Consider the following 19,890-nt stretch of genomic DNA (forward strand, 5'->3'; position numbering starts at 1 on the left):
TCAGACCCCTCGCGTAGCTAAACAAACCCCAGGCATTACCCCCAGCAGCACAACCAGCACACCACTGCCCTCACCATCGGTATTACAAGCCACCACACCATTAAGCCCAACAGCGAGTCCAGTCACCCCGTCATCAACGACGGGAACACTTGACAGCACAAACTCCGTTGCGGCTAAATCATCAGAAAAAACGGATGATCAAGATGCACACGAGGTGCACTTCGACCCGGCCGACGGCAGCACACCAACCAAAGCAGCCGTGAAAACCGGGTCTTTAGCCACCTCTCCGGAAAAGAATCCGCAACGTAAGGACTTCCGGTTCGACGGGTGGACGCTTGACGGCCAGCCCTATGACTTCCAAACCCCGGTACTCCGGAATATAACCCTGAAAGCTCAGTGGTCGAAAATCACGGACTGGACGCTGAGCCCGGACCACGGGCCCGCCTCCGGAGCCCGTCTGACCATCAGCCCGCCCGACAAGCAAGAACCACGTTTCAGCAATATCCACGCCGCAGGCGACCAGACTGTCGGACTGACCGGCGATGGCAGAATCTACATATGGATGCAGGAAAGCACACCAAAGCAGGTCCCCTTCCCCACCCATACTGCCGACGGGTTCCATTACCTGCAGGCCGCAGCCGGCAGCCATTGGGATGCCGCTTTAGGATCCGACCACCAGATCTACACCTGGACCAGCGCGCAAGCCACGCCCACCATCCTCAACACTGACCAGAACACCGGGTTCACCAGCATCAGCATGCACGATGATCAGCTGCTAGCGGTGGACCGGCAAGGACAAGTCCACCTCTTCCAAACCGACCCAATAGACAACCAGAGCATAAAACCGACAGAACAAGCCGCAACCAGCCTGCCCGGAAAAGCGCAGGCCATCCTCGCCGCCGCCTCCAACAAGCGGATCCTCATCTTGGACGCGGACGGACAGGCCTGGACCTGGGAGACGAGCAAGATTGGAAAAGCCGAACCAGCACGCGTCAAGCAGGACCAGGGCAGACGCATCATCCAAGCAGCAGCTCTCAACCAAGGGTTCCTCCTGGCCGCGGACGGTCAGGCTTGGTACCTGGCCGACGGCACAACCAACATGAACCTAGTCGGCTTGCCGGACGGCGCGCAGACCAGCTGGATCATCGCCAACGAGGACCAGGCCTTGATCACAGACACAGAGGGACGCGTTTGGACGTGGAAGCCCAGCGAAACGCCGATGCGCGTATACAACGGGAACCAGCAGTACGTACAAGCCGCCAGTGTTGGCAGCAAGATCACCGCCATCGACAAGCATGGCAGCATACTCACGTGGAGTCTGGACGCTCAAGGCCAACTCAGCAAACCGGTCAGGCTCAACACCACTCAGGCGCCCACCCTTGAATCAGCCAGTATGGACAGCCAGCCGCTGAAACTCACCGGAAAGAATCATACCTGGCAGGCAGATGCCCCAGCCCACAAGCCCGGACCAACCACCATCACACTCGTCGGCAGGCAGGATGACCAGACCTTCACCAAAAGTCTCCAATACACCGTAGACCAGCCGCTGACCAGGGACACCGAAACAGAAACCAGCTACACGGTTTACTTCAACACAGGCGAGGGAGACCCGACACCCAGCAACCAGAAGGTCTCCTATCCGTACGGCAGGGTACAGCGGCCCTCCCCCGATCCGGCCCGTCAAGGCTACCTGTTTGACGGGTGGTTCATCAAAAACGTCGCCTACGACTTCAGCAAGCCTGTCACAGACAACCTCACGCTCACCGCCAAATGGACACCCAAGAACCCGGGCAACACTTGGAAGATCAACCCTGACAAGGGTGGCCAGCTTGGCGGGCAACAGACCACCATCACCCCACCCGCCAATATCAGCGGCATCAAATTCAACCAGATCAGCAGCTCAAAAAGCACTTGGTTTGCTTTTTCCTTGGCTGTGGGCAGTGATGGAAACGCCTACGCTTGGGGGAACAATGACTATGGCCAGCTTGGCGATGGGACCACTACTCAACGAGACAAGCCGGTCGTGGTGAAGAAGCCCGATCCCATGATATATACGAATCTACCAAATGATTTCACCTATGTACAGGTTAGCGCCGGAGATGGGCATTCGCTTGCCCTGGGCAGCGACGGATACGTGTACGCCTGGGGAGACAACACATATGGCCAGCTTGGCAACAATACCAACGGCGGTTATTCCACTGCTCCCTTGCGAGTGCGTGACCCCGCTACCAGCTCCAATGCGACCACGGGACTGAAGTCCATACAAGTGAGTGCCGGAGGCGAACATTCGCTGGCAATTGATGCAAATGGAAGCACCTGGGCATGGGGACGTAATCACTATGGCCAGCTCGGCAACGGCACTAGCAGTGCGTCTAATGTCGCGAATTCTATTCCGGTACGCGCAAAATTCCCCATAACTGAGGACAAAGAGGTGAAAGTAATACAAGCAAGTGCCGGGTATGAGCATTCGCTGGCAATCGACAATGAAGGCAACACCTGGGCATGGGGATACAACAGGTATGGCCAACTCGGCAACGGCGATAGTAGTACAAATACCGCTCCCACGCTGGTGCAATACCCCAAGAAAGAGTCAGGCAGCGTTACAGCTGTACAGGTCAGTGCAGGAGGCTGGCACTCGCTCGCAATCGACACTGATGGCCAGGCTTGGGCATGGGGATACAACTATTATGGCCAACTCGGCAACGGGAGCGCCAGCGGCAAAAACGCGAATTCTCTTCCCGCGTCCGTACAATTCCCCACCACCGAAAACAAGGAGGTGAAAGTAATACAAGCAAGCGCCGGATTTAAGCATTCGCTGGCAATCGACGAGGAGGGAAGGGCCTGGGCATGGGGGAGTAACGAGTATGGCCAGCTCGGCAACAACACCACGAATGATCAGCATTCTCCGGTGAAGGTATTCGCCTCCACCCAATCCACAAGCTCACCAGGCCCATGCTTGAACGCTACACAGATCAGTAGTGGAGGCTGGCATTCGTTGGCAATCGACGAGGAGGGGAGCGCCAGAACATGGGGATACAACTACTATGGCCAACTCGGCAATCCTGACGCAGGGAGTCGGAGTTTAGCCCCAGTACCAGTAGTGTTCAACCTGCAGCCGGTGATCACCGGCATCACATTCGACCGCACCGTCGTAAAGGACCTACCCAAAAGCCAAGATGACGGCAGCGTCACAGTGGTCACACCCGCTCATGAGCCGGGCACGGTCACGGTCAGCGTCGACTACACGCTGGGCGGCGCAGCCCAAAAGCCGGACACCACCCTCAGATATACCTACACGCCTTTGGGCGTGCTCCCTCAGGCCGGCGGGGAAGGCATACTGCTCGCCCTGACCACCGGCATGATCGGCATGGGGGGTGTCATAGCAGCTCGTCACTACCGGAGGGAACAGCGACAGCTGTCACACGCTTCGCACGAGTAAGAAAGACCGGGACGGATTAATCCCCCCGCCTCGGCCTCACTGGGGGCGCACGGAGGCGAGTGTCATTCAAGGCTCAATCCCCAAGGGAGCCGACACCCCTCTCGCGCCCCCACCACATCTATCAATCGACCACCGACAGCAATAGTGGAAGCGGCAGCTTTTATCGCGCGCAGTCAGCCGATTATCCTGCATCGGGAACAAACCTGACAACCGGTCTATTATTGGCCGACAAGTTTAAAGCAGATGGTCGTTTTGCCGATCAAGCAAAGACATAGCGGCGTCAATCTGAGGCACGTTAATGCAGTCGAATCCCCCAAGATGTTGGGGCACTCCAGACTAGATCCACCCTTCAGCCTCTATCGCCAGGCACATGTTGAACTTCGTGAAGGAGATAAGAGCCAATAGGAGCGATGCTTGCGTGCAGCTCCATCAGTAATGCAATTAATCGGAATTGCTGTTATGCCATAAAAACCGACGATTACACGGTCCATAGTCCAAATAGTTCCAAATCGCTTACCACCAATTGCTTTGTGTGTTGCTTTTTAACTTGGTGGTATGGTGAAGATAGGGGTGTCGGGAAACGGCTGGCTTTCCGCTATGGCTCGTGCAATCTGATGCTGAGCTGGCATTGGAAGAAAGAATAGTTTTCTGGCAGACAAGACGTTATAGGCGAGCAGTTGGCTTTGCTTGGTGTCGGTAAGGGGTTTATAAGTCATGCATCTGGTTTCCCGTCTGCGTTCCGTTTCGGCGATGATGATCGTCCTACTGAGCCTGCTGGCAGGCTTGGGCGTCGCGTCCGCCAACGCAGCGGACGCTCCTATCCTCACCGGGGGGGGGGGGTCGTCAGACCCCTCGCGTAGCTGAGCAAAATCCCGCCTCTTTCCCCAGCAGTGCATCAAATACTCAACTTCCCTCGCCATCGCCTCTGACAACAGCATCGCCGTTAAGCACCGCAACAGCAAGCCCAAATGCTCCCTCATCGCCGACGGGCAGCACAGGCAGCGGCGAATCGGCTCCGGCCAAATCAACAGAAATAACGGATGCTCAGGCCGCGCACGTGGTGCGCTTCGACCCGACCGACGGAAGCAAACCAACACAGGCGAGCGTGAAGAATGGGATTCTCGCCTCGCCTCCGGAACGGAATCCGCAGCGTGAGGGCTTCCGGTTCGACGGGTGGACATATGACGGTCAGCCTTTCGACTTGCAAACCCCCATCCTCCAGGACACGACCCTGAAAGCCCAGTGGACCAAAGTCACAGACTGGACGCTGAGCCCGGACCACGGGCCCGCCTCCGGAGCCCGCCTGGCCATCAACCCGCCCGACAAGCAAGAACCACGTTTCAGCAATATCCACGCCGCAGGCGAGCAGACTGTCAGCCTGACCGGCGACGGCCGCATCTACACATGGACGAAAGATAGCCCGCCCAAGCAGGTTCCCTTCCCCGCCCAGGCTCCCAGCGGGTTCCATTATCTGCAGGCCGCAGCCGGCAGCCGGTGGCAGGCGGCCCTCGGCTCCGACCAGCGGATCTACATCTGGCACAGCGGACAGACTGAACCCGTAATCCTCGACACCGACCGGAACACCGGGTTCACCAGCATCAGCATGAATGACGACCGCCTCCTGGCGGTGGACCGGCAGGGACACGTCCACGCCTACCAGGCCGGCAGCCAGGACCAGACGGAATTCACCCAGCAGGCCGCAACCGGCCTGCCCGGGCATGCTCAGGCCATGACCGCCGCCGCCTCCGACAAGCGGATCCTCATCCTGGACGCGGACGGGCAAACCTGGACCTGGAAAACGGCCTCGGGAAACGCCAGGCCTTCACGCATCGAACAGGAACCGGGCATGCGCATCATCCAAGCCCAAGCCCTCAACAAGGGGTTCCTCCTCCTGGATGCGGACGGGCAGACCCAGTACCTAAACGACAGCTCGACCAAAATAACAGCCGCCAGCCTGCCGGAAAGCATGAAAGCCCGATCAATCACCACCAACGGCAGCCAGGCCATCATCACCGATATGGACGGCCAAGTCTGGGCCTGGAAGCCCGGCAACAAACCCGAGCGGGCGGACGACGGCAGCCAGACCTACATGCAAGCCTCCGAAGCCGACGGCAGAATCACCGCCATCAGCAGACAAGGCAGCCTATACCAGTGGAAACTTGATGAGCAGGGCCAGCCTGATAAACCAAAAAGAACCATCATCACACAGGCACCCACTCTGGAAACAGCCAGTATGGACGGCCAGACACTCACACTCAGCAAGACCGGCGACGCCTGGCAGACGGACATGCCTGCCCGCAAGCCCGGACCAGCAGCCATCACCATCACCGGCAACCAATACGGCCAGCCCTTCACCAGGAGCCTCAACTACACGGTCGACCAGACCCTGACCAGAGACACCACTACGGACACCACCCACACAGTCACCTTCGACACGGGCGAAGAAGGCACCAAGCCTAAAGACCAGAGTGTCCCCTACCCGTACGGCAGGGCCAAACGGCCCTCCCCCGACCCGGTACGCGACGGCTACCAGTTCGACGGATGGTTCATCGGGCAGGTCGCCTACGACTTCAGCAAACCCGTCACCCAGAACTTCACCCTCACCGCCAAATGGACCCTAAAAGACCCCAACAACACATGGAAAATCAACCCCGACAAAGGCAGCCAGACAGGAGGACAACAGACCACCATCACTCCGCCAGCAGCTGCCAACAGCACCAAATTCAACCAAATCAGCAGCTCAGGCACCAACAACTTCTCCTTGGCTGTGGGCAGCGACGGCAATGCCTACGCCTGGGGATTCAACAACTACGGCCAGCTCGGCAACGGAAATACCAGCAACCGAAATACACCAGTCATAGTGAAGAAGCCTGCAGGCGTGTCGGCTGACTTCACCTACGTGCAGGTCAGCGCCGGAACCGATCATTCACTGGCCGTGGGCAGCGACGGATACGCCTACGCCTGGGGAAACAACAACAACGGCCAGCTCGGCAACAACACAACAAGCTTTTCGTCCGTCCCCGTGCGCGTATGCGATCCTTCCACAGGATCCAACGTTGATAAGGGGCTGAAAGCCATACAGGTGAGCGCCGGAAGGTTGTTTTCGCTGGCAATCGACCAAGATGGGAACACATGGGCATGGGGAAACAACGACAACGGCCAACTCGGCAACGGAAATACCAGGGGCACTAACACCCCTCAGTCAGTTCTGCTCGATCCCAAGCATGCAAGCACGGTACTCAAAGCTGTCCAAGTCAGCGCCGGAGATTTTCATTCGCTGGCAATCGACCAAGATGGGAACACATGGGCATGGGGACGCAACGACTATGGCCAACTCGGCAACGGAAAAACCAGCGGCACTAACGCGAATCCTACTCCCAGCTCGGTGCTGCTCGATCCCAAGCATGCAAGCACGGTACTCAAAGCTGTCCAAGTCAGCGCCGGAGGCTCTCTTTCGCTGGCAATCGACCAAGATGGGAACACATGGGCATGGGGGCACAACGACTATGGCCAACTCGGCAACGGCAGCACAAGCAGCCTAAGGAATCCTGTCCCCAGTTCGGTGCTTCTCAACCCAAAGGATACAAGTACAGTGCTGAAGGCTGTGCAAGTGAGCGCCGGATGGGCTCATTCGCTGGCTGTCGACACGGATGGAAACGCCTGGGCGTGGGGACAAAACAACTATGGAAAGCTTGGCAACAACACCACGAGCGATCAACATTCCCCTGTGAAGGTGTTCGCTTCCGCTAAATCCACGAGCGCTGCTGGATCCTGGCTGAGCACAGCGCAAATTAGCGCCGGAGGGAATCATTCGCTGGCAATCGGCAAAGACGGTAACACAAGTGCATGGGGATTCAACCGGTACGGTCAGCTTGGCAACGGCACCACCAGCGGCAACGACGCGAATCGTGTTCCGGTGCCGGTGACGTTCGACCTATCTCCAGTAATCACCGGTGTCAGCTTCGCCGGCATGGCCATTAAGAATATATCTAAAAGCCAGGACGATGGCAGCGTCACCGTGACCACGCCCCCTCATGAACCGGGCGAGGTCACGGTCAGCGTCGACTACACGCTGGGCGGCACAGGAAGCACCCTGACCTACGACTCCCTCAGATACACGTACACACCCTTGGGTGTGTTGCCTAAAGCCGGCGGTGAAGGCGTCCTGCTCGTCCTCGCCACCGGCATGACCAGCATGGGCGGGGTGCTGGCCTCCCGCCGTCATCTGAGAGAACAGAGACAACTGCTACACACTTTGCGCGAGTAAGAAAGGCCAGGACGGATCAATCCCCCGCCCCGGCTTACAAGGGGCGCACGGAGGAATGTCATACAAGGCTCAACCCCAAGTGAGCCGACACGCCTCCCGCGCCCCCCACCACACTATTGTCAATTACTGCTGACAAAAAATTGAAGGCGGTTATGCGCTCCCCGCTTCTACACTGCAGATAGCGAAACGCGGGCAGGCAGGCCGATGGCACATGAGCACAAGTCAGCCCAGCCACTGTCCATACTCACATCCCAGATAATTGCTGTAAGCAGCCGTCCTCCCTAGCCGAGAGGATCATTGCAGCCGGGCGGCTGACTCTGGCTTATGTGTGCTGTTTGTGTGCTGGGTGGTTGGGCGAAAACAGGGGTGTCGTGGACCGGCTGGCTTTTCATTACTGGTTCCTGCGATGGGATGCAGGGCTGGCGGAGGCAGGAAATACGGCTTTCCGACAGTAATGACGTTAAGATATGGCAAGACAGGCGGTGTTTATACCGCTTGATGTTGGTTGGGGGGTTGGTTTCATGCGTCTGGTTTCCCGTCTGCGTCGCGCGTTGGCGATGACGGCCGTCCTGTTGGGCCTGCTGGCAGGCCTGGGCGTCGCATCCGCCCAAGCGGACGCTCCTGCACCCGCCGGATCAGGCCCCCACGTAGCTGAACAAACCCCCGCCATTCCCCCCAACAGCGCAACCAATACTCCCCTGCCCTCACCTCCGGAAACCGCCTCGCCGTTAAGCTCGGCAACGCCAAATCCGGACATCCCGTCATCGCCGACGGGCACATCAGAAAACACAGACTCCGCTTCAGACAAGCCATCCGAGCAGACGGATGACCAGGCCTCGCATACGGTGCGCTTCGACCCGGCTGACGGCAGCAGGCCAACCCAGGCGAGCGTGAAGACCGGGACTCTCGCCGCCCCTCCGGAACACAATCCTCAGCGTGATGGCTTCCGGTTCGACGGGTGGATGCTTGACGGCCAGCCCTATGACTTCCAGGCCCCCGTCCTCCAGGACACGACCCTGAAAGCCCAGTGGTCGAAAACCACGGACTGGACGCTGAGCCCGGACCACGGGCCCGCCACCGGCACCCGCCTGACCATCAACCCGCCCGACAAGCAAGAACCACGTTTCAGCAGCATCCACGCCGCAGGCGAACAGGCCGTCGGCCTGACCGGCAACGGCCGCATCTACACTTGGTCGCAAGAGGGCACACCCAAACAGGTGCCCTCCCCCGCCCATGCCGCCGAAGGGTTCCACTACCTGCGGGCCGCAGCCGGCAGCCGGTGGCGGGCCGCCCTCGGCTCCGACCAGCAGGTCTACACCTGGACCAGCGCACAGGCCACGCCCACCATCCTCAACACTGACCGGAACACCGGGTTCACCAGCATCAGCACGGACAATGACCTGCTCCTGGCGGTGGACCGGCAGGGACAGGTCCACGCCTACCAGGCCAGCCAGGCCGGCAGCCAGGACCAGACCCCGGAATTCACCCAGAAGGCCACGGCCAGCCTGCCCGGGCAGGCGCAGGCCGTGACCGCCGCCGCCTCCGACAAGCGGATCCTCATCCTGGACGCGGACGGGCAAACCTGGACCTGGGAGACGAGCAACACCGGAAAAACCGAACCCGAACCCGTCAAACAGGAGACGGGCATGCGCATCATCCAAGCCCAAGCCCTCAGCGGAGAATTCCTCCTCCAGGACGCGGACAGGCAGGCCTGGTACCTGTCAGACGGCACGACCGCCATGACCCAGGTCAGCATGCCGGGCGGCGTGCAGGCCAGCAGGATCGCCGGCGACAAGGACCAGGCCATCATCACCGGCAGGGACGGCCAAGTCTGGGCCTGGAAGCCCGGCAGCAAACCCGTCCGGGCGGACAACGGGAGCCAGCCCTACATGCAGGCCGTCGAAGCCGACGGCAGGATCACCGCCACCAGCAGACAAGGCAGCCTATACCAGTGGAGCCTGGACGCTCAAGGCAAGCCCGGCAAGCCATCCAGGCTCGTCTCCAGCACCGCGTCCACACTGGAAACAGCCAGCCTGGACGGCCAGACGCTCACACTCACCAGGACCGGCGACGCCTGGCAGGCGGACATGCCCGCCCGCAAACCCGGACCAGCCGCCATCACCATCGCCGGCAGACAAGACAGCCAGACCTTCACCAGAAGCCTCAAGTACACGGTCGACCAGCCCCTGACCAGGAACGCCGAACGAAGCTCTGCACTGACAATCCACTTCGACGCAGGAGAGGGAAACCCCAAACCCGCAGACCAGAATGTCTCCACCCCGTACGGCAGGGCCAAACGACCCTCCCCCGACCCGACACGCCAAGGCTACCAGTTCGACGGATGGTTCACCGGACAGGTCGCCTACGACTTCAGCACACCCGTCACCCAAAACCTCACCCTCACCGCCAAATGGACAAGCACAAGCGCCAGCAAGACGTGGAGTATCAATCCCGACAGAGGCAGCCGGACAGGAGGGCAGCAGACCACCATCACACCGCCAGCGACTACCAACGGCACCAAATTCAACCAGATTGCCGGGTCAACAGACTATAGTTATGGTTTTTCCTTGGCGGTGGGTAGCGATGGGAACGCCTACGCCTGGGGAAACAACACGTATGGCCAGCTTGGCGACGGGACGACCGTCAATCCCCGGACTACGCCGGTCATAGTGAAGAAGCCTACAGGCACGCCGTCGGCTTTCACCTACGTGCAAGTCAGCGCCGGCGGCTCTCATTCACTGGCCCTCGGCAGCGACGGATACGCCTACGCCTGGGGAAACAATGGCGTTGGCCAACTCGGCAACAACACCACCAGCGGCGACAATGCGAATTCTGTTCCCGTGCGCGTACGCGACCCCAACAGCCCCACTGACACAGGCAAAGGACTGAAAGCCATACAGGTCAGCGCTGGAAGCAATCATTCTCTGGCACTAGGTAGCGATGGGAACGCCTACGCCTGGGGAAGCAACGCGTATGGCCAGCTCGGCAACGGGGCGACCGGCAACCCCCGGACTACGCCGGTCATGGTGAAGAAGCCTACAGGCACGCCGTCGGCTTTCACCTACGTGCAGGTCAGCGCCGGGAACAATTATTCGCTGGCCCTAGGCAGCGACGGATACGCCTACGCCTGGGGAAACAACCCATATGGCCAGCTCGGCAACAACACCAGCAGTGGGTTTTCCTCTGTCCCCGTACGCGTATGCAATCCCTCGACAAGATCCAACGTTAATACGGGGCTGAAAGCCATCCAGATCAGCGCCGGATTTTATCATTCAATGGCCGTGGGCAGCGACGGATACGCCTACGCCTGGGGAAACAACCCGAATGGCCAGCTCGGCAACAACACCAGAACATCTTCCACTGTCCCCGTGCGCGTACGTGACTCTGGCAACCCCTCCGATGCAAGCACAGGGCTGAAAGCCATTCAGATTAGCGCCGGAGGCTGGCATTCACTGGCTATCGACACGGATGGGAACACATTGGCGTGGGGAGCCAACTGGTATGGTGGGCTCGGTAACAACGATTCGGGAGATCGGCTTACCCCTGTAAAGGTGTTCGCTTCCGAGCAGTCTACAAATGCAGTCGGCCCCTGGCTGAACGCTGCGCGAGTGAGCGCCGGATACTATAATTCGCTGGCGATCGACAAAAACGGGAACACCAAAGCATGGGGATGGAACGAATACGGCCACCTCGGTGACGGCACTACCGACGACTCTAAGGTCCCTGTGGCGGTGGCGTTCAATTTGCAGCCGGTGATCACCGGCGTCAAATTCGACCGCGATGCCGCAAAAGGCCTGACGCGCGGCAATGGCAACAGCGTCACCGTGACCACGCCCGCGCACCTGCCTGGCACGGTCACGGTCAGCGTCGACTACACGCTGGGCGGCGCAGGAAGCACCCTGACCTACAACAACCTCCAATACACGTACATGCCTGTAGCGCCTCCAGGCGTGCTCCCCCGGGCCGGAGGGGAAGGCATCCTGCTCGCCCTGGCCACCGGCATGACCGGCATGGGCGGGGTGCTGGCATCCCGCCGCCACCGCAGAGAACAACTACAGCTGCTACACACTTCGTACGAGTAAGACAGGCCGGGGACGGATCACCCCCCCCCCGGCCAGAACAGGGGAGCAGGGAGGCCAGCGTCAATAAAGGCTCAAACCCCAAGTGAGCCGACACTCCTCCCGCGCTCCCACCACACATATCAGTCGACCGCCCAAGCGCAGCACAGGAAGCAACTCCTCTTATAGCGCTCGGACGGTCGACTACAACTGTTCTACTTCTGCTCTGCAGTCGTGGCGTAGATGGTCTTCTTGCAGATCAAATACACAACCAGGCCCAGCAGGGACACAGCGGCCCCGATCAGCAGCAGGTTGCTGTAATTGGCAGCCGGACCAGTGGCGCCCATGATGCTGAAGCCCTCCAGGCTGGGTTTGCCCATCAGACCACCGATGATGGCGATGCCGATGGAGCCGGTCACGTTCATAACCAGATCGTTCATGCCCACGCCGCGGCCCGACTGGTCCTGAGGCAGGGTGTCAAGCACGGTGGAGACGATGGGCGAATACATCAGTCCGACCCCGGCATAGTAGACGCAGGCAGTCAGCGTCAGGGCCAGCAGGCCAGAATTGACCACCAGAGCCGTCCCTGCGAAGCCCAGGATCATCAGGCAGGCGGCGATGATGATGGCGGGCTTGCGGCCGATCCTGTCCACGATGGCGCCCGATGTGGTGCCCAGTACAGCGGCCACCAGGAAGGCCCAGACCACATGCAGGGAGACCGTGGTGGTCGACACCTTGTAGACGTCACGCCCGATGGCGTTGAAGATGGGCGACATGCAGTAGTTCATGAAGTAGAAGATCAGGATCAGCCCGATGCCCATCAGCCAGCGCTTGTTGCGGAAGAAGTCCGGGGTGATGAAGGGGCTCCGGGCCCGGCTGATGTACAGGGCGAAGATCAGGTAGCAGACAGCGGAGGCCGCCAGCAGCCACCATGCCGTGTAAGAGAAGAAGAGGGTCAGCAGGGCCGTGGCCAGTCCGAAGATGACGAAGCCCAGCCAGTCCACCTTCTCACCGTTGCCGCCGCCGGTTGGCAGGCTCTTGAGCAGGATGGGCAGGAAGATGATGGTGACCGCGGGAATCAGGAAGAGGTACTGCCAGGCTATGGAGCTGAGCAGACCGGCTGCGAAGATGCCGATGGCTGCAGACACCTGGTAGCCTGCTGTGAAGATGCCGAAGAAGATCACCTTCAGGGAGGGCTTGAGGTACTTGGTGGCCACGACCAGGTAGGCCGAGCCAGCCACCTGCTCACCCGCAGTCTGCAGCAGCCGGGCCGCAATCACATTCCAGATGTTGGGGGCCATGATCGTGTTGGCCACGTACCCATACACGGACCCGACGAACAGTATGCACAGGCCGAAGGTGACCAGCTTGCGCAGGGATACGAAGTCGCCCAGGGACCCGTAGATGAAGCAGACGATGCCCAGGACGATGCTGGGCAGGGCCGTGATCAGCGAGGCCTGGTCGGGAGCGCCGGCGTCCTTGCCGACCTGCTGGAAGACCAGGTTGAAGCCTTGCAGGCACAGGGTGCCCAGGACGAAGGTAATCAGCAGCAGGATCAGCGATCGTACGGCTGTCGAATCCTCGGTGGATTGCTTTTCGGACATGATGCCTTCAATTCTCTTTCTCTTGCGTGAACTTGCCGGGGACGGCGGACCTCAGTCAGCCTGGGAGGCCAGCTTCGTGATGCGGGTCATGAACTCGTCCAGGAAACGGGGCACGTCCACGCCGACGGCCACGCGCATGGTCTTATTCGGGTCGTTGAGCCGCTGCTCGTCACCGATGGTGCGCCCGCGAGTGGCCCCTTCGGTCTCCACCTTCATGTTCATGGGCAGGGTGGTCACCAGGGTCGGATCCACGGCCACGCCCACGGCCAGTGGATCGTGCAGGCCGCAACCACCCAGGTGGGGCGAGGTGGTCTCGTAGGCCTTGATGTAGAAGTCGGTCATATCCGCCAGGAAGGTGCCTGCAGCAGTACCCAGCTGCCGCCAGCGGGCGGTCTCCTTGTAGGTGAGCAGGGTCTGTAGCGTCACGTCCAGGCCGACCATGGTCACGGGCGCACCGGAGCGGAAAAGCACGTCGGCCGCGTCCGGATCCTGGGAGATATTGGCCTCTTGCCAGGCATCAACATTGCCCGGCACGGTCAGAGCCCCGCCCATGAGCACGATGGAGCCGATGCGCTGGGCAATATCAGGCTCCTTGGCCAGGGCAGCAGCGATGTTGGTCATGGGGCCGGTGGGCACGTAGACCAGATCCTTGCCGTAGGTATTGACCGCTTCGATGATGAAGTCCACGGCCGACTGCGTCTCCGCCTTGCGGTCGGAGTCAGGTATGGCTACGTCGCCGATGCCGTTCTCTCCGTGGATAAAGGCGGAGACAGGCAGCACCTTGAAAGAGTCCGCCTTGGATGCGTGGGACAGACCCGGATAGACCTTGACCTCGGGGTGGCCCAGCAGATCGGTGATGGCCAGATCGTTGCGGATGCCCTGCTCCAGCAGCACGTTGCCATAGGTGCCCGTTATGCCGATCAGCTCAACTTCAGGGCTGCCCAAGGCATAGGAGATGGCCAGAGTGTCGTCGACACCAGTGTCCAGATCGAGAATCAGCTTACGCATACAATGTTTCCTTTCATTGCCATGGCTGTATGGAACCATGGCCACATACATCCACGATGTCCTTGTGGTGGATGCTTGTTTATCATATGCGAAATTGAGTAGTTTCGCTGCCCATGACAGGGGCAAGTCGTGGACAATATCCTCAATGTTCATGCAGCCGTCAACCAGGGCCTGGATAACGGATCCAGAAGCTGGTTTTTCGGGCGATTCCCCGATTGACAATGGCGAGCTGGACCGACAGGCTACTCCCCCAAATGCCTATGATTACGCTGATCTTGCCCGGATGATCTGGCGAAAGGGGAACCTGAAGCCGCAATTCGAGGACGACGACACAATCTGCAACTGATGACCGCCCTGGCCCTGCTGGCCTGCTTCCTGCATGACAGCCCGGCCCATCTGATCCGCCACGGCCAACCGAACCAGGCAGAGGCCCGGGCCCGGGCATGAGACCAGACATAAGAAGAGGGCGGAACCGGATATCGGCCCGCCCTTATGAAATCTGATACTTCTGATTCTGATGCCTCAGATGTTGAAGACCTGCTTGGCCAGCTTGGCGATGGTGTCGCCGCCCAGCTGTGCGACATCATTCTTGCACTGGTTGATCCTGCCGAAGAGCTGGTCCGCGTCGTTGTATGACAGGGGCTGGCCGAGTTCCTTGGACAGGTCAACCAGCTGGTCGATGGTCTCCAGGTTGCTCAGCTTCTCTACCAAGGTCTTCTCGTCCATGAATCACTCCTCTATAAGCGGCTGTGCAGACACCGGGGGCCTTGCGCCATCGATGCCCACCTTTCTCTACCCATCATAGCCAGCGATCGGATGAACCGGGCGCGCAGAAAGGCTCAAATCAGATCGTAGGAGAAATCGCGAATCTGGTCCAGGGTCTGTCGGCTCTCCTCCAGCCAGGTCATGGCCACCGGATAGACGTGTCCTAGGGTCTGCAGACGGTTGGGCCTCGGGTCGTGCAGCTCGAAGTCGCGGCCCTTCCTGCACAGAATCTCGGCCAGCTTCAGAGCATCGCCCTGCAGAAAATCGTCGGCACTGGTGTTCAGGAAGACCGGCGGCAGGTGGACCATGTCGACCATGGTCGTCAGGTCGGCCGCCTGGTCGCCCCCAGCATGCACAAAGCTTCTGAAGAAGGATGGAGCAACCATGGCCAGGTCATCGGTGGGTGAACTGGTTGGTTGGCGGTCTTCCGTATCCACCGATACGTAAGGAGCCAGATCGAAAAGCCCTGAAACGAAGGCAGCGCCCCGAGGCCGCAGACCGACAGGTTTCAGCCCCAGCATCTGCGCGAATTGGTCATCGGACTCCACTGCCAGCGTATAGAGGGCCAGCGTGCCTCCGGCCGAGTCTCCCGTCAGAAAGATCCGATCAGGCGAAACCGGATACTCGTCCAGGTGGTTCTTTATCCAGGTCAGGGCCGTCAGCACGTCACCCAGCTGGCCCATGAAGTCCGTACTGGGAATCAGCCGGTAGTTGACCGAGAAGACCGCAAAGCCGCGCTGGGCCAGGTGAGTACAGAAGTTCCGGTTGAGTTCCTTGTAGCCGTACATGAACCCTCCGCCGTGGATGTCGATGTAGACCGGGGTCACCTTGCCGTAGCGCAGCAGGGCATCATGAGGAAGGTAAAGATCCAGCTTGTGGGCGCGCAGACCATCGTCCACATAGGCGATGTCGTTCAGGCAGTCCACCCCCTCGGGCACCTGCCAGTGACGGGAGCGGGGAGCATCCACGCGCCCGCTGGCCAGCCGGGAGCCCAGAACGACCTGAGCCACATCCGGACTGCAGCCATCAAGATCGCCATCGACCTCGGTCCAGCCCTCTAAAAGTTCGCGTTCCTCATCGGTTACAGTCATCTTTGCATCTTTGCTCATCATTCAGCCCTCATCACTCCAACCCACATATCTTGCGCATGTCTGCAGCTCGTTCAGCTCCCGCATCCGCTCTTCCGGGTTTACAGCTAATATACATTGCCGGCAAACGGACACTCTTGCCTCTGATCGCGCTCCTGCCGGTAGAATAACGGAAACAGCGACAGAAAGGCCAAGGATGACAATCGCAACCTACGAAGGCGTGTCCGCGCTCTCCCTGGGCCTGCCACCCACCACCGCCATTCCAGCAGCCAAGGGTGAACTGCCCATAAGGGCCTTCACCACGCGACCGCCCGTCTCCTCACGACTGCGTCAACACTTCTCCACCAGCGTCGACAAGATCGTCATGCTGGCCCTGCTGCGACCCGGGACCATTCCTGTGAGGGACGGCGCGCACTGCCATGAGGTGCTGATCATGGCCATCGGGTTGAAGACCCCCAATGTGCCGGAGGACGTGCTGGAGCATATCGCCGCCATGCGCTCCTCAGGCATGGTTTTCATCACCATTCACCAGGGTGAAAAGGGTCTCGTCTGCACGCCGGCCGTCCGCCGGGCCCTGCCCACCAAAGCCGGTCATGAGACCAGGCATGCGCTCCACCTGGGCAGACCCCGTCCTGCTGATCAGACTAACTTGACCCTGGCCGGCGACGATATGGACCAGCTCTGGGACAGCCTCTGTGCCCAGGTGACCCTGGACCAGACCGACGGCAGAGATCTGGACAATCGACTCGCAGTCCGCGAGCGTATCGACCTGCTCAAGGCCCAGGAAGCCAAGTTGACCGGAGACCACGGCCGGGCCAAAACCACCCAGAACCGCAACACAGCCTTCGCCAAACTCCAGAAAGTCCGCGCCGAACTAAAGCAACTTTCCGCCGATAATCAGACGGCAGAGGATTAGAACACAGAGTTTAGTCGGGCCTAGTTCGACCTAGTTCATCCACCAAACTGACCAGAGGTCTCAGTATGGCCACTCAACTCGGCGCTTTCGTCGGGAATATCCTTGTAGGCCAGGTATTTGCGAAGTTCGAAGGCCGTGGCCAGAATGGGATAATCGCTCAGGCGACGGGGGTTGTAGCCTGTCTCTCTGGCCAGGGCATCCAACCGGTTCTGCATGGTGTTCTTGTGGATGAAAAGCTCCTGGGCGGCATGGGTGATGCTGCCATTGTGGCGGGTATAGGCGCTGAAAACACTCTCAAACCGATCGACACGATCCGGCGCCAGACCCGCAAAGACCTGATCCACAAAGGCCCGGCACTGCTCGTTGGACAGTGAGGTGATCAGCAGCCCCGCGCCCATCTGCTCGTACCGATAGCGCTGGTCATCGGCAGTGAACCCGGCCCAGCGCGCAGCGACGCAGGCCTGTCGGTAGCTGTGCCAGTACTGGCCCGGATTCGCCTGAATCATTCCCGCACCCAGCACCACCTTGGAGCCTACTGCCTGACCAAGGGCCTTGCGCAGAGCAGTCACGAATTCATCAAGCTCGGCATCCCCCATCTGCGGCGCATAAATGCGAAAGTCTCTGGGACTTACAGCGAAGAGGGGAACGCCGAAGGACAGGCATGTCTGGCAGAGCCTCTCGTAGAGCCGATCCTGGTTGAGCCTTTCCAGCCGGATGCCTGGCGCTCGGCCGACCAGAGCCCGCCGTGGACCCGACAGATCCAGGTCGAGGGCCAGGGCCAGAGCGTTCATCAATTCGTCGTCCTTGTGCTCCAGGGTCAGCAGGTTGACCAGGTTGGTGGTCATGATCCGCCGGTTGAATCGGGCGATCTGCTCCATGTTGGCGCAGAGCATGAGCTCGGTCATGCGCTCGATGATCCCGCCCAGAGCGCCCACCTTGTTCACTGGTCCAGTGATTCCGATGACCGCCACCACCGCATCGTTGAGCACCACCGGCACGTTGACACCGTCACGGGCTCCCTGATAAGGATGTCGACAATCCACGGCAACGGTCTGGCAATCAACGGCCGCCTGACGGGCCGCGTCATGGAAGCTGCCTATGCGCGAAGCATCAGTGCTGGCCACCATAGTTCCTTCGGTGTCGAAAAAGTTGATGTTGTACTCGATTACATCCTTGAGATTGTCGACGATTGTCTGCGCCGTCGCAGGATCTATGGTCATGGCTTGCCTCCCTACGGACATGGTACATGAACCATTTTTGCCAACGCCATCCATCGCTTTTCGAGTATGGGAGCCCTGGCAAAAAGAGCGAAACAGAGCCACAATGGAAGTGCGAAAAATCATGGGACTGTTACTGGTCTGGCAGCTACGACGATGCCAACACTGGTCCCTGGCACAAGTTACGGATCAAAGGAACTGACATGGACATTACCCTGTCATGGTGGGCCGCCCTACTGGGCCTGGCCCTGGCCATTATCCTCATTCTCAAGAAGCTCAACACCACCTACGCACTCATGCTGGGAGCCATCGTAGGATGCCTAATCGGTGGCGCCTCCCTGGGCCAGACCGTCAATATCGTGGTGGCCGGCTCCCAGAGCGTCATGGGCACGGTTATCCGGGTCCTGGCTGCAGGAGTGCTGGCGGGAGTCATGATGGAGTCCGGCGCGGCCAACCGGATAGCTCGAGCCATAGTGGACGGCCTGGGCGAGCGCATGGCCATCCTCTCCCTGGCCCTGGCCACCATGATCATCTGCGCCGTCGGGGTCTTCATTCCTGTTGCCGTTCTGATTGTGGCACCCATCGCCATCGAGGTCGGCAGCCGGCTCAAGATCTCCAAGCTGGCTTTGCTGATCGCCCTGTCTGGCGGAGGCAAGGCCGGCAACATCATCTCCCCCAATCCCAACACCATCGCGGTGGCCTCAGGGTTCCACATACAGCCCTCGGCTGTCATGATCGGCAGCTTCATCCCGGCTCTATGCGGACTGGCCATGGCCGTCCTGCTGGCCACCATCATGCAGCATCGCGGGCGGATCGTCACCATGGACGACCTGGGCGAGGATGCGGCTAAAGCCTCCAAGGACAAGGACCTGCCCTCCTTGGGACGCTCACTGGTGGCCCCTATCACCGCCGTGGTCCTGCTCCTGCTCAACCCCGTGGGTTCCATTCTGCACATCGGCCTGCTGGAGCGGTTCCAAGTGGATGCCATGTACATCCTGCCCCTGGCATCCATCCTAGGCCTGCTGGCCATGGGGCAAGGCGGCAAAATCCTCACATACACCAGCGCCGGTCTGCAGCGCATGGTTGATGTGGTCCTCATCCTGATCGGAGCCGGAGCCCTGGGCGGGCTGATCACCAGCTCCGACCTGCCCAAGCAGATCGTCAACCTCATCCATGCCATGGGCGTGCCCGGATCCATGCTGGCCCCCATCGCCGGTATCCTCATGGCCGCCGCCACGGCCTCCACATCCACGGGCGTCATCCTGGGCAGCAGCTCATTCGGCAAGTCCATCCTGGCCTTTGGCACCTCGGGGGTAGCTGCCGCCGTCACCATGCAGGCGGGCGCCACGGTCATCGACCAGCTGCCCCACGGCAACTACTTCCACGTCACCGCCAAGTCCATCAACATGACCCTGGGCGAGCGGATGAAGGTCGTCCCCTTTGAGTTCCTGGTAGGCCTGACCATGACCCTGGTGGCCATGCTGGTCTATCTGGTCTTCTGAGTCGACGAGTCAGGAAAGGTAACAAC

Annotated in this window: 11 protein-coding genes; 6 read left to right on the forward strand and 5 right to left on the reverse strand. The window is 60.1% G+C overall.

Going from position 1 to position 19,890, the window contains the following annotated elements:
• The first annotated feature begins 259 nt into the window (after positions 1 to 259).
• The 3 genes from H3T90_RS02935 (at position 260) to H3T90_RS02945 (ending at position 11,788) form a co-directional block, all read left to right on the forward strand.
• Positions 260 to 3,439 (forward strand): RCC1 domain-containing protein, encoded by a 3,180-nt coding sequence (locus H3T90_RS02935; protein WP_332468225.1) that lies wholly within the window; start codon positions 260 to 262, stop codon positions 3,437 to 3,439.
• A gap of 1,105 nt (positions 3,440 to 4,544) precedes the next feature.
• Entirely contained in the window at positions 4,545 to 7,706 is a 3,162-nt protein-coding gene (locus H3T90_RS02940) for an RCC1 domain-containing protein (RefSeq protein WP_332468226.1), read from the forward strand.
• Positions 7,707 to 8,227: 521 nt separating this feature from the next.
• Positions 8,228 to 11,788: an RCC1 domain-containing protein gene (locus H3T90_RS02945; RefSeq protein WP_198229529.1), complete on the forward strand. Its 3,561-nt coding sequence runs from the start codon at positions 8,228 to 8,230 to the stop codon at positions 11,786 to 11,788.
• Positions 11,789 to 11,979: 191 nt separating this feature from the next.
• Here H3T90_RS02945 and H3T90_RS02950 read toward each other — a convergent pair whose 3' ends face one another.
• Together H3T90_RS02950 and H3T90_RS02955 are read right to left on the reverse strand one after the other, a co-directional pair.
• Positions 11,980 to 13,368 carry an MFS transporter gene (locus H3T90_RS02950; RefSeq protein WP_198229530.1) on the reverse strand — a complete coding sequence of 463 codons (1,389 nt, stop codon included), beginning with the start codon at positions 13,366 to 13,368 and terminating at the stop codon, positions 11,980 to 11,982.
• Between the two features lie 51 nt (positions 13,369 to 13,419).
• Positions 13,420 to 14,376: a nucleoside hydrolase gene (locus H3T90_RS02955; RefSeq protein WP_198229531.1), complete on the reverse strand. Its 957-nt coding sequence runs from the start codon at positions 14,374 to 14,376 to the stop codon at positions 13,420 to 13,422.
• 37 nt (positions 14,377 to 14,413) lie between these two features.
• Between H3T90_RS02955 and H3T90_RS02960 the strand changes: the two genes are divergently transcribed.
• Positions 14,414 to 14,722 carry a hypothetical protein gene (locus tag H3T90_RS02960; protein ID WP_198229532.1) on the forward strand — a complete coding sequence of 103 codons (309 nt, stop codon included), beginning with the start codon at positions 14,414 to 14,416 and terminating at the stop codon, positions 14,720 to 14,722.
• A 176-nt stretch (positions 14,723 to 14,898) separates the two neighbouring features.
• Here the strand turns inward: H3T90_RS02960 and H3T90_RS02965 are convergent, their stop codons facing one another.
• Positions 14,899 to 15,102: a hypothetical protein gene (locus H3T90_RS02965; protein ID WP_198229533.1), complete on the reverse strand. Its 204-nt coding sequence runs from the start codon at positions 15,100 to 15,102 to the stop codon at positions 14,899 to 14,901.
• A gap of 113 nt (positions 15,103 to 15,215) precedes the next feature.
• A complete protein-coding gene (locus tag H3T90_RS02970; RefSeq protein ID WP_232350496.1) occupies positions 15,216 to 16,232 on the reverse strand; it encodes an alpha/beta hydrolase in 1,017 nt (338 codons plus the stop codon).
• A 193-nt stretch (positions 16,233 to 16,425) separates the two neighbouring features.
• Here H3T90_RS02970 and H3T90_RS02975 point away from each other — a divergent pair, with 193 nt between their 5' ends.
• Positions 16,426 to 17,145: a DUF4391 domain-containing protein gene (locus tag H3T90_RS02975; RefSeq protein WP_198229535.1), complete on the forward strand. Its 720-nt coding sequence runs from the start codon at positions 16,426 to 16,428 to the stop codon at positions 17,143 to 17,145.
• 35 nt (positions 17,146 to 17,180) lie between these two features.
• On the opposite strand, the gene H3T90_RS02980 is transcribed toward H3T90_RS02975, so the two are convergent.
• On the reverse strand, positions 17,181 to 18,365 hold the full coding sequence (locus H3T90_RS02980) for a CdaR family transcriptional regulator (protein ID WP_198229536.1): 1,185 nt from the start codon (positions 18,363 to 18,365) through the stop codon (positions 17,181 to 17,183).
• Positions 18,366 to 18,565: 200 nt separating this feature from the next.
• On the opposite strand from H3T90_RS02980, the gene H3T90_RS02985 reads away from it, so the two are divergent.
• Positions 18,566 to 19,864, forward strand: a complete 1,299-nt coding sequence (locus tag H3T90_RS02985) for a GntP family permease (protein WP_110424965.1) — start codon at positions 18,566 to 18,568, stop codon at positions 19,862 to 19,864.
• Positions 19,865 to 19,890 lie beyond the last annotated feature (26 nt).

This window comes from Bifidobacterium polysaccharolyticum, assembly GCF_016101585.1.
Taxonomy (GTDB): Bacteria; Actinomycetota; Actinomycetes; order Actinomycetales; family Bifidobacteriaceae; genus Bombiscardovia; species Bombiscardovia polysaccharolytica.

Bases quoted from the DNA above. Each gene is read 5' to 3' on its own strand.
- H3T90_RS02945 (WP_198229529.1), top strand. From the start codon at position 8,228: ATGCGTCTGGTTTCCCGTCTGCGTCGCGCGTTGGCGATGACGGCCGTC.
- H3T90_RS02950 (WP_198229530.1), bottom strand. From the start codon at position 13,368: ATGTCCGAAAAGCAATCCACCGAGGATTCGACAGCCGTACGATCGCTG.
- H3T90_RS02955 (WP_198229531.1), bottom strand. From the start codon at position 14,376: ATGCGTAAGCTGATTCTCGATCTGGACACTGGTGTCGACGACACTCTG.
- H3T90_RS02960 (WP_198229532.1), top strand. From the start codon at position 14,414: ATGGCCACATACATCCACGATGTCCTTGTGGTGGATGCTTGTTTATCA.
- H3T90_RS02965 (WP_198229533.1), bottom strand. From the start codon at position 15,102: ATGGACGAGAAGACCTTGGTAGAGAAGCTGAGCAACCTGGAGACCATC.
- H3T90_RS02970 (WP_232350496.1), bottom strand. From the start codon at position 16,232: ATGACTGTAACCGATGAGGAACGCGAACTTTTAGAGGGCTGGACCGAG.
- H3T90_RS02975 (WP_198229535.1), top strand. From the start codon at position 16,426: ATGACAATCGCAACCTACGAAGGCGTGTCCGCGCTCTCCCTGGGCCTG.
- H3T90_RS02980 (WP_198229536.1), bottom strand. From the start codon at position 18,365: ATGACCATAGATCCTGCGACGGCGCAGACAATCGTCGACAATCTCAAG.
- H3T90_RS02985 (WP_110424965.1), top strand. From the start codon at position 18,566: ATGGACATTACCCTGTCATGGTGGGCCGCCCTACTGGGCCTGGCCCTG.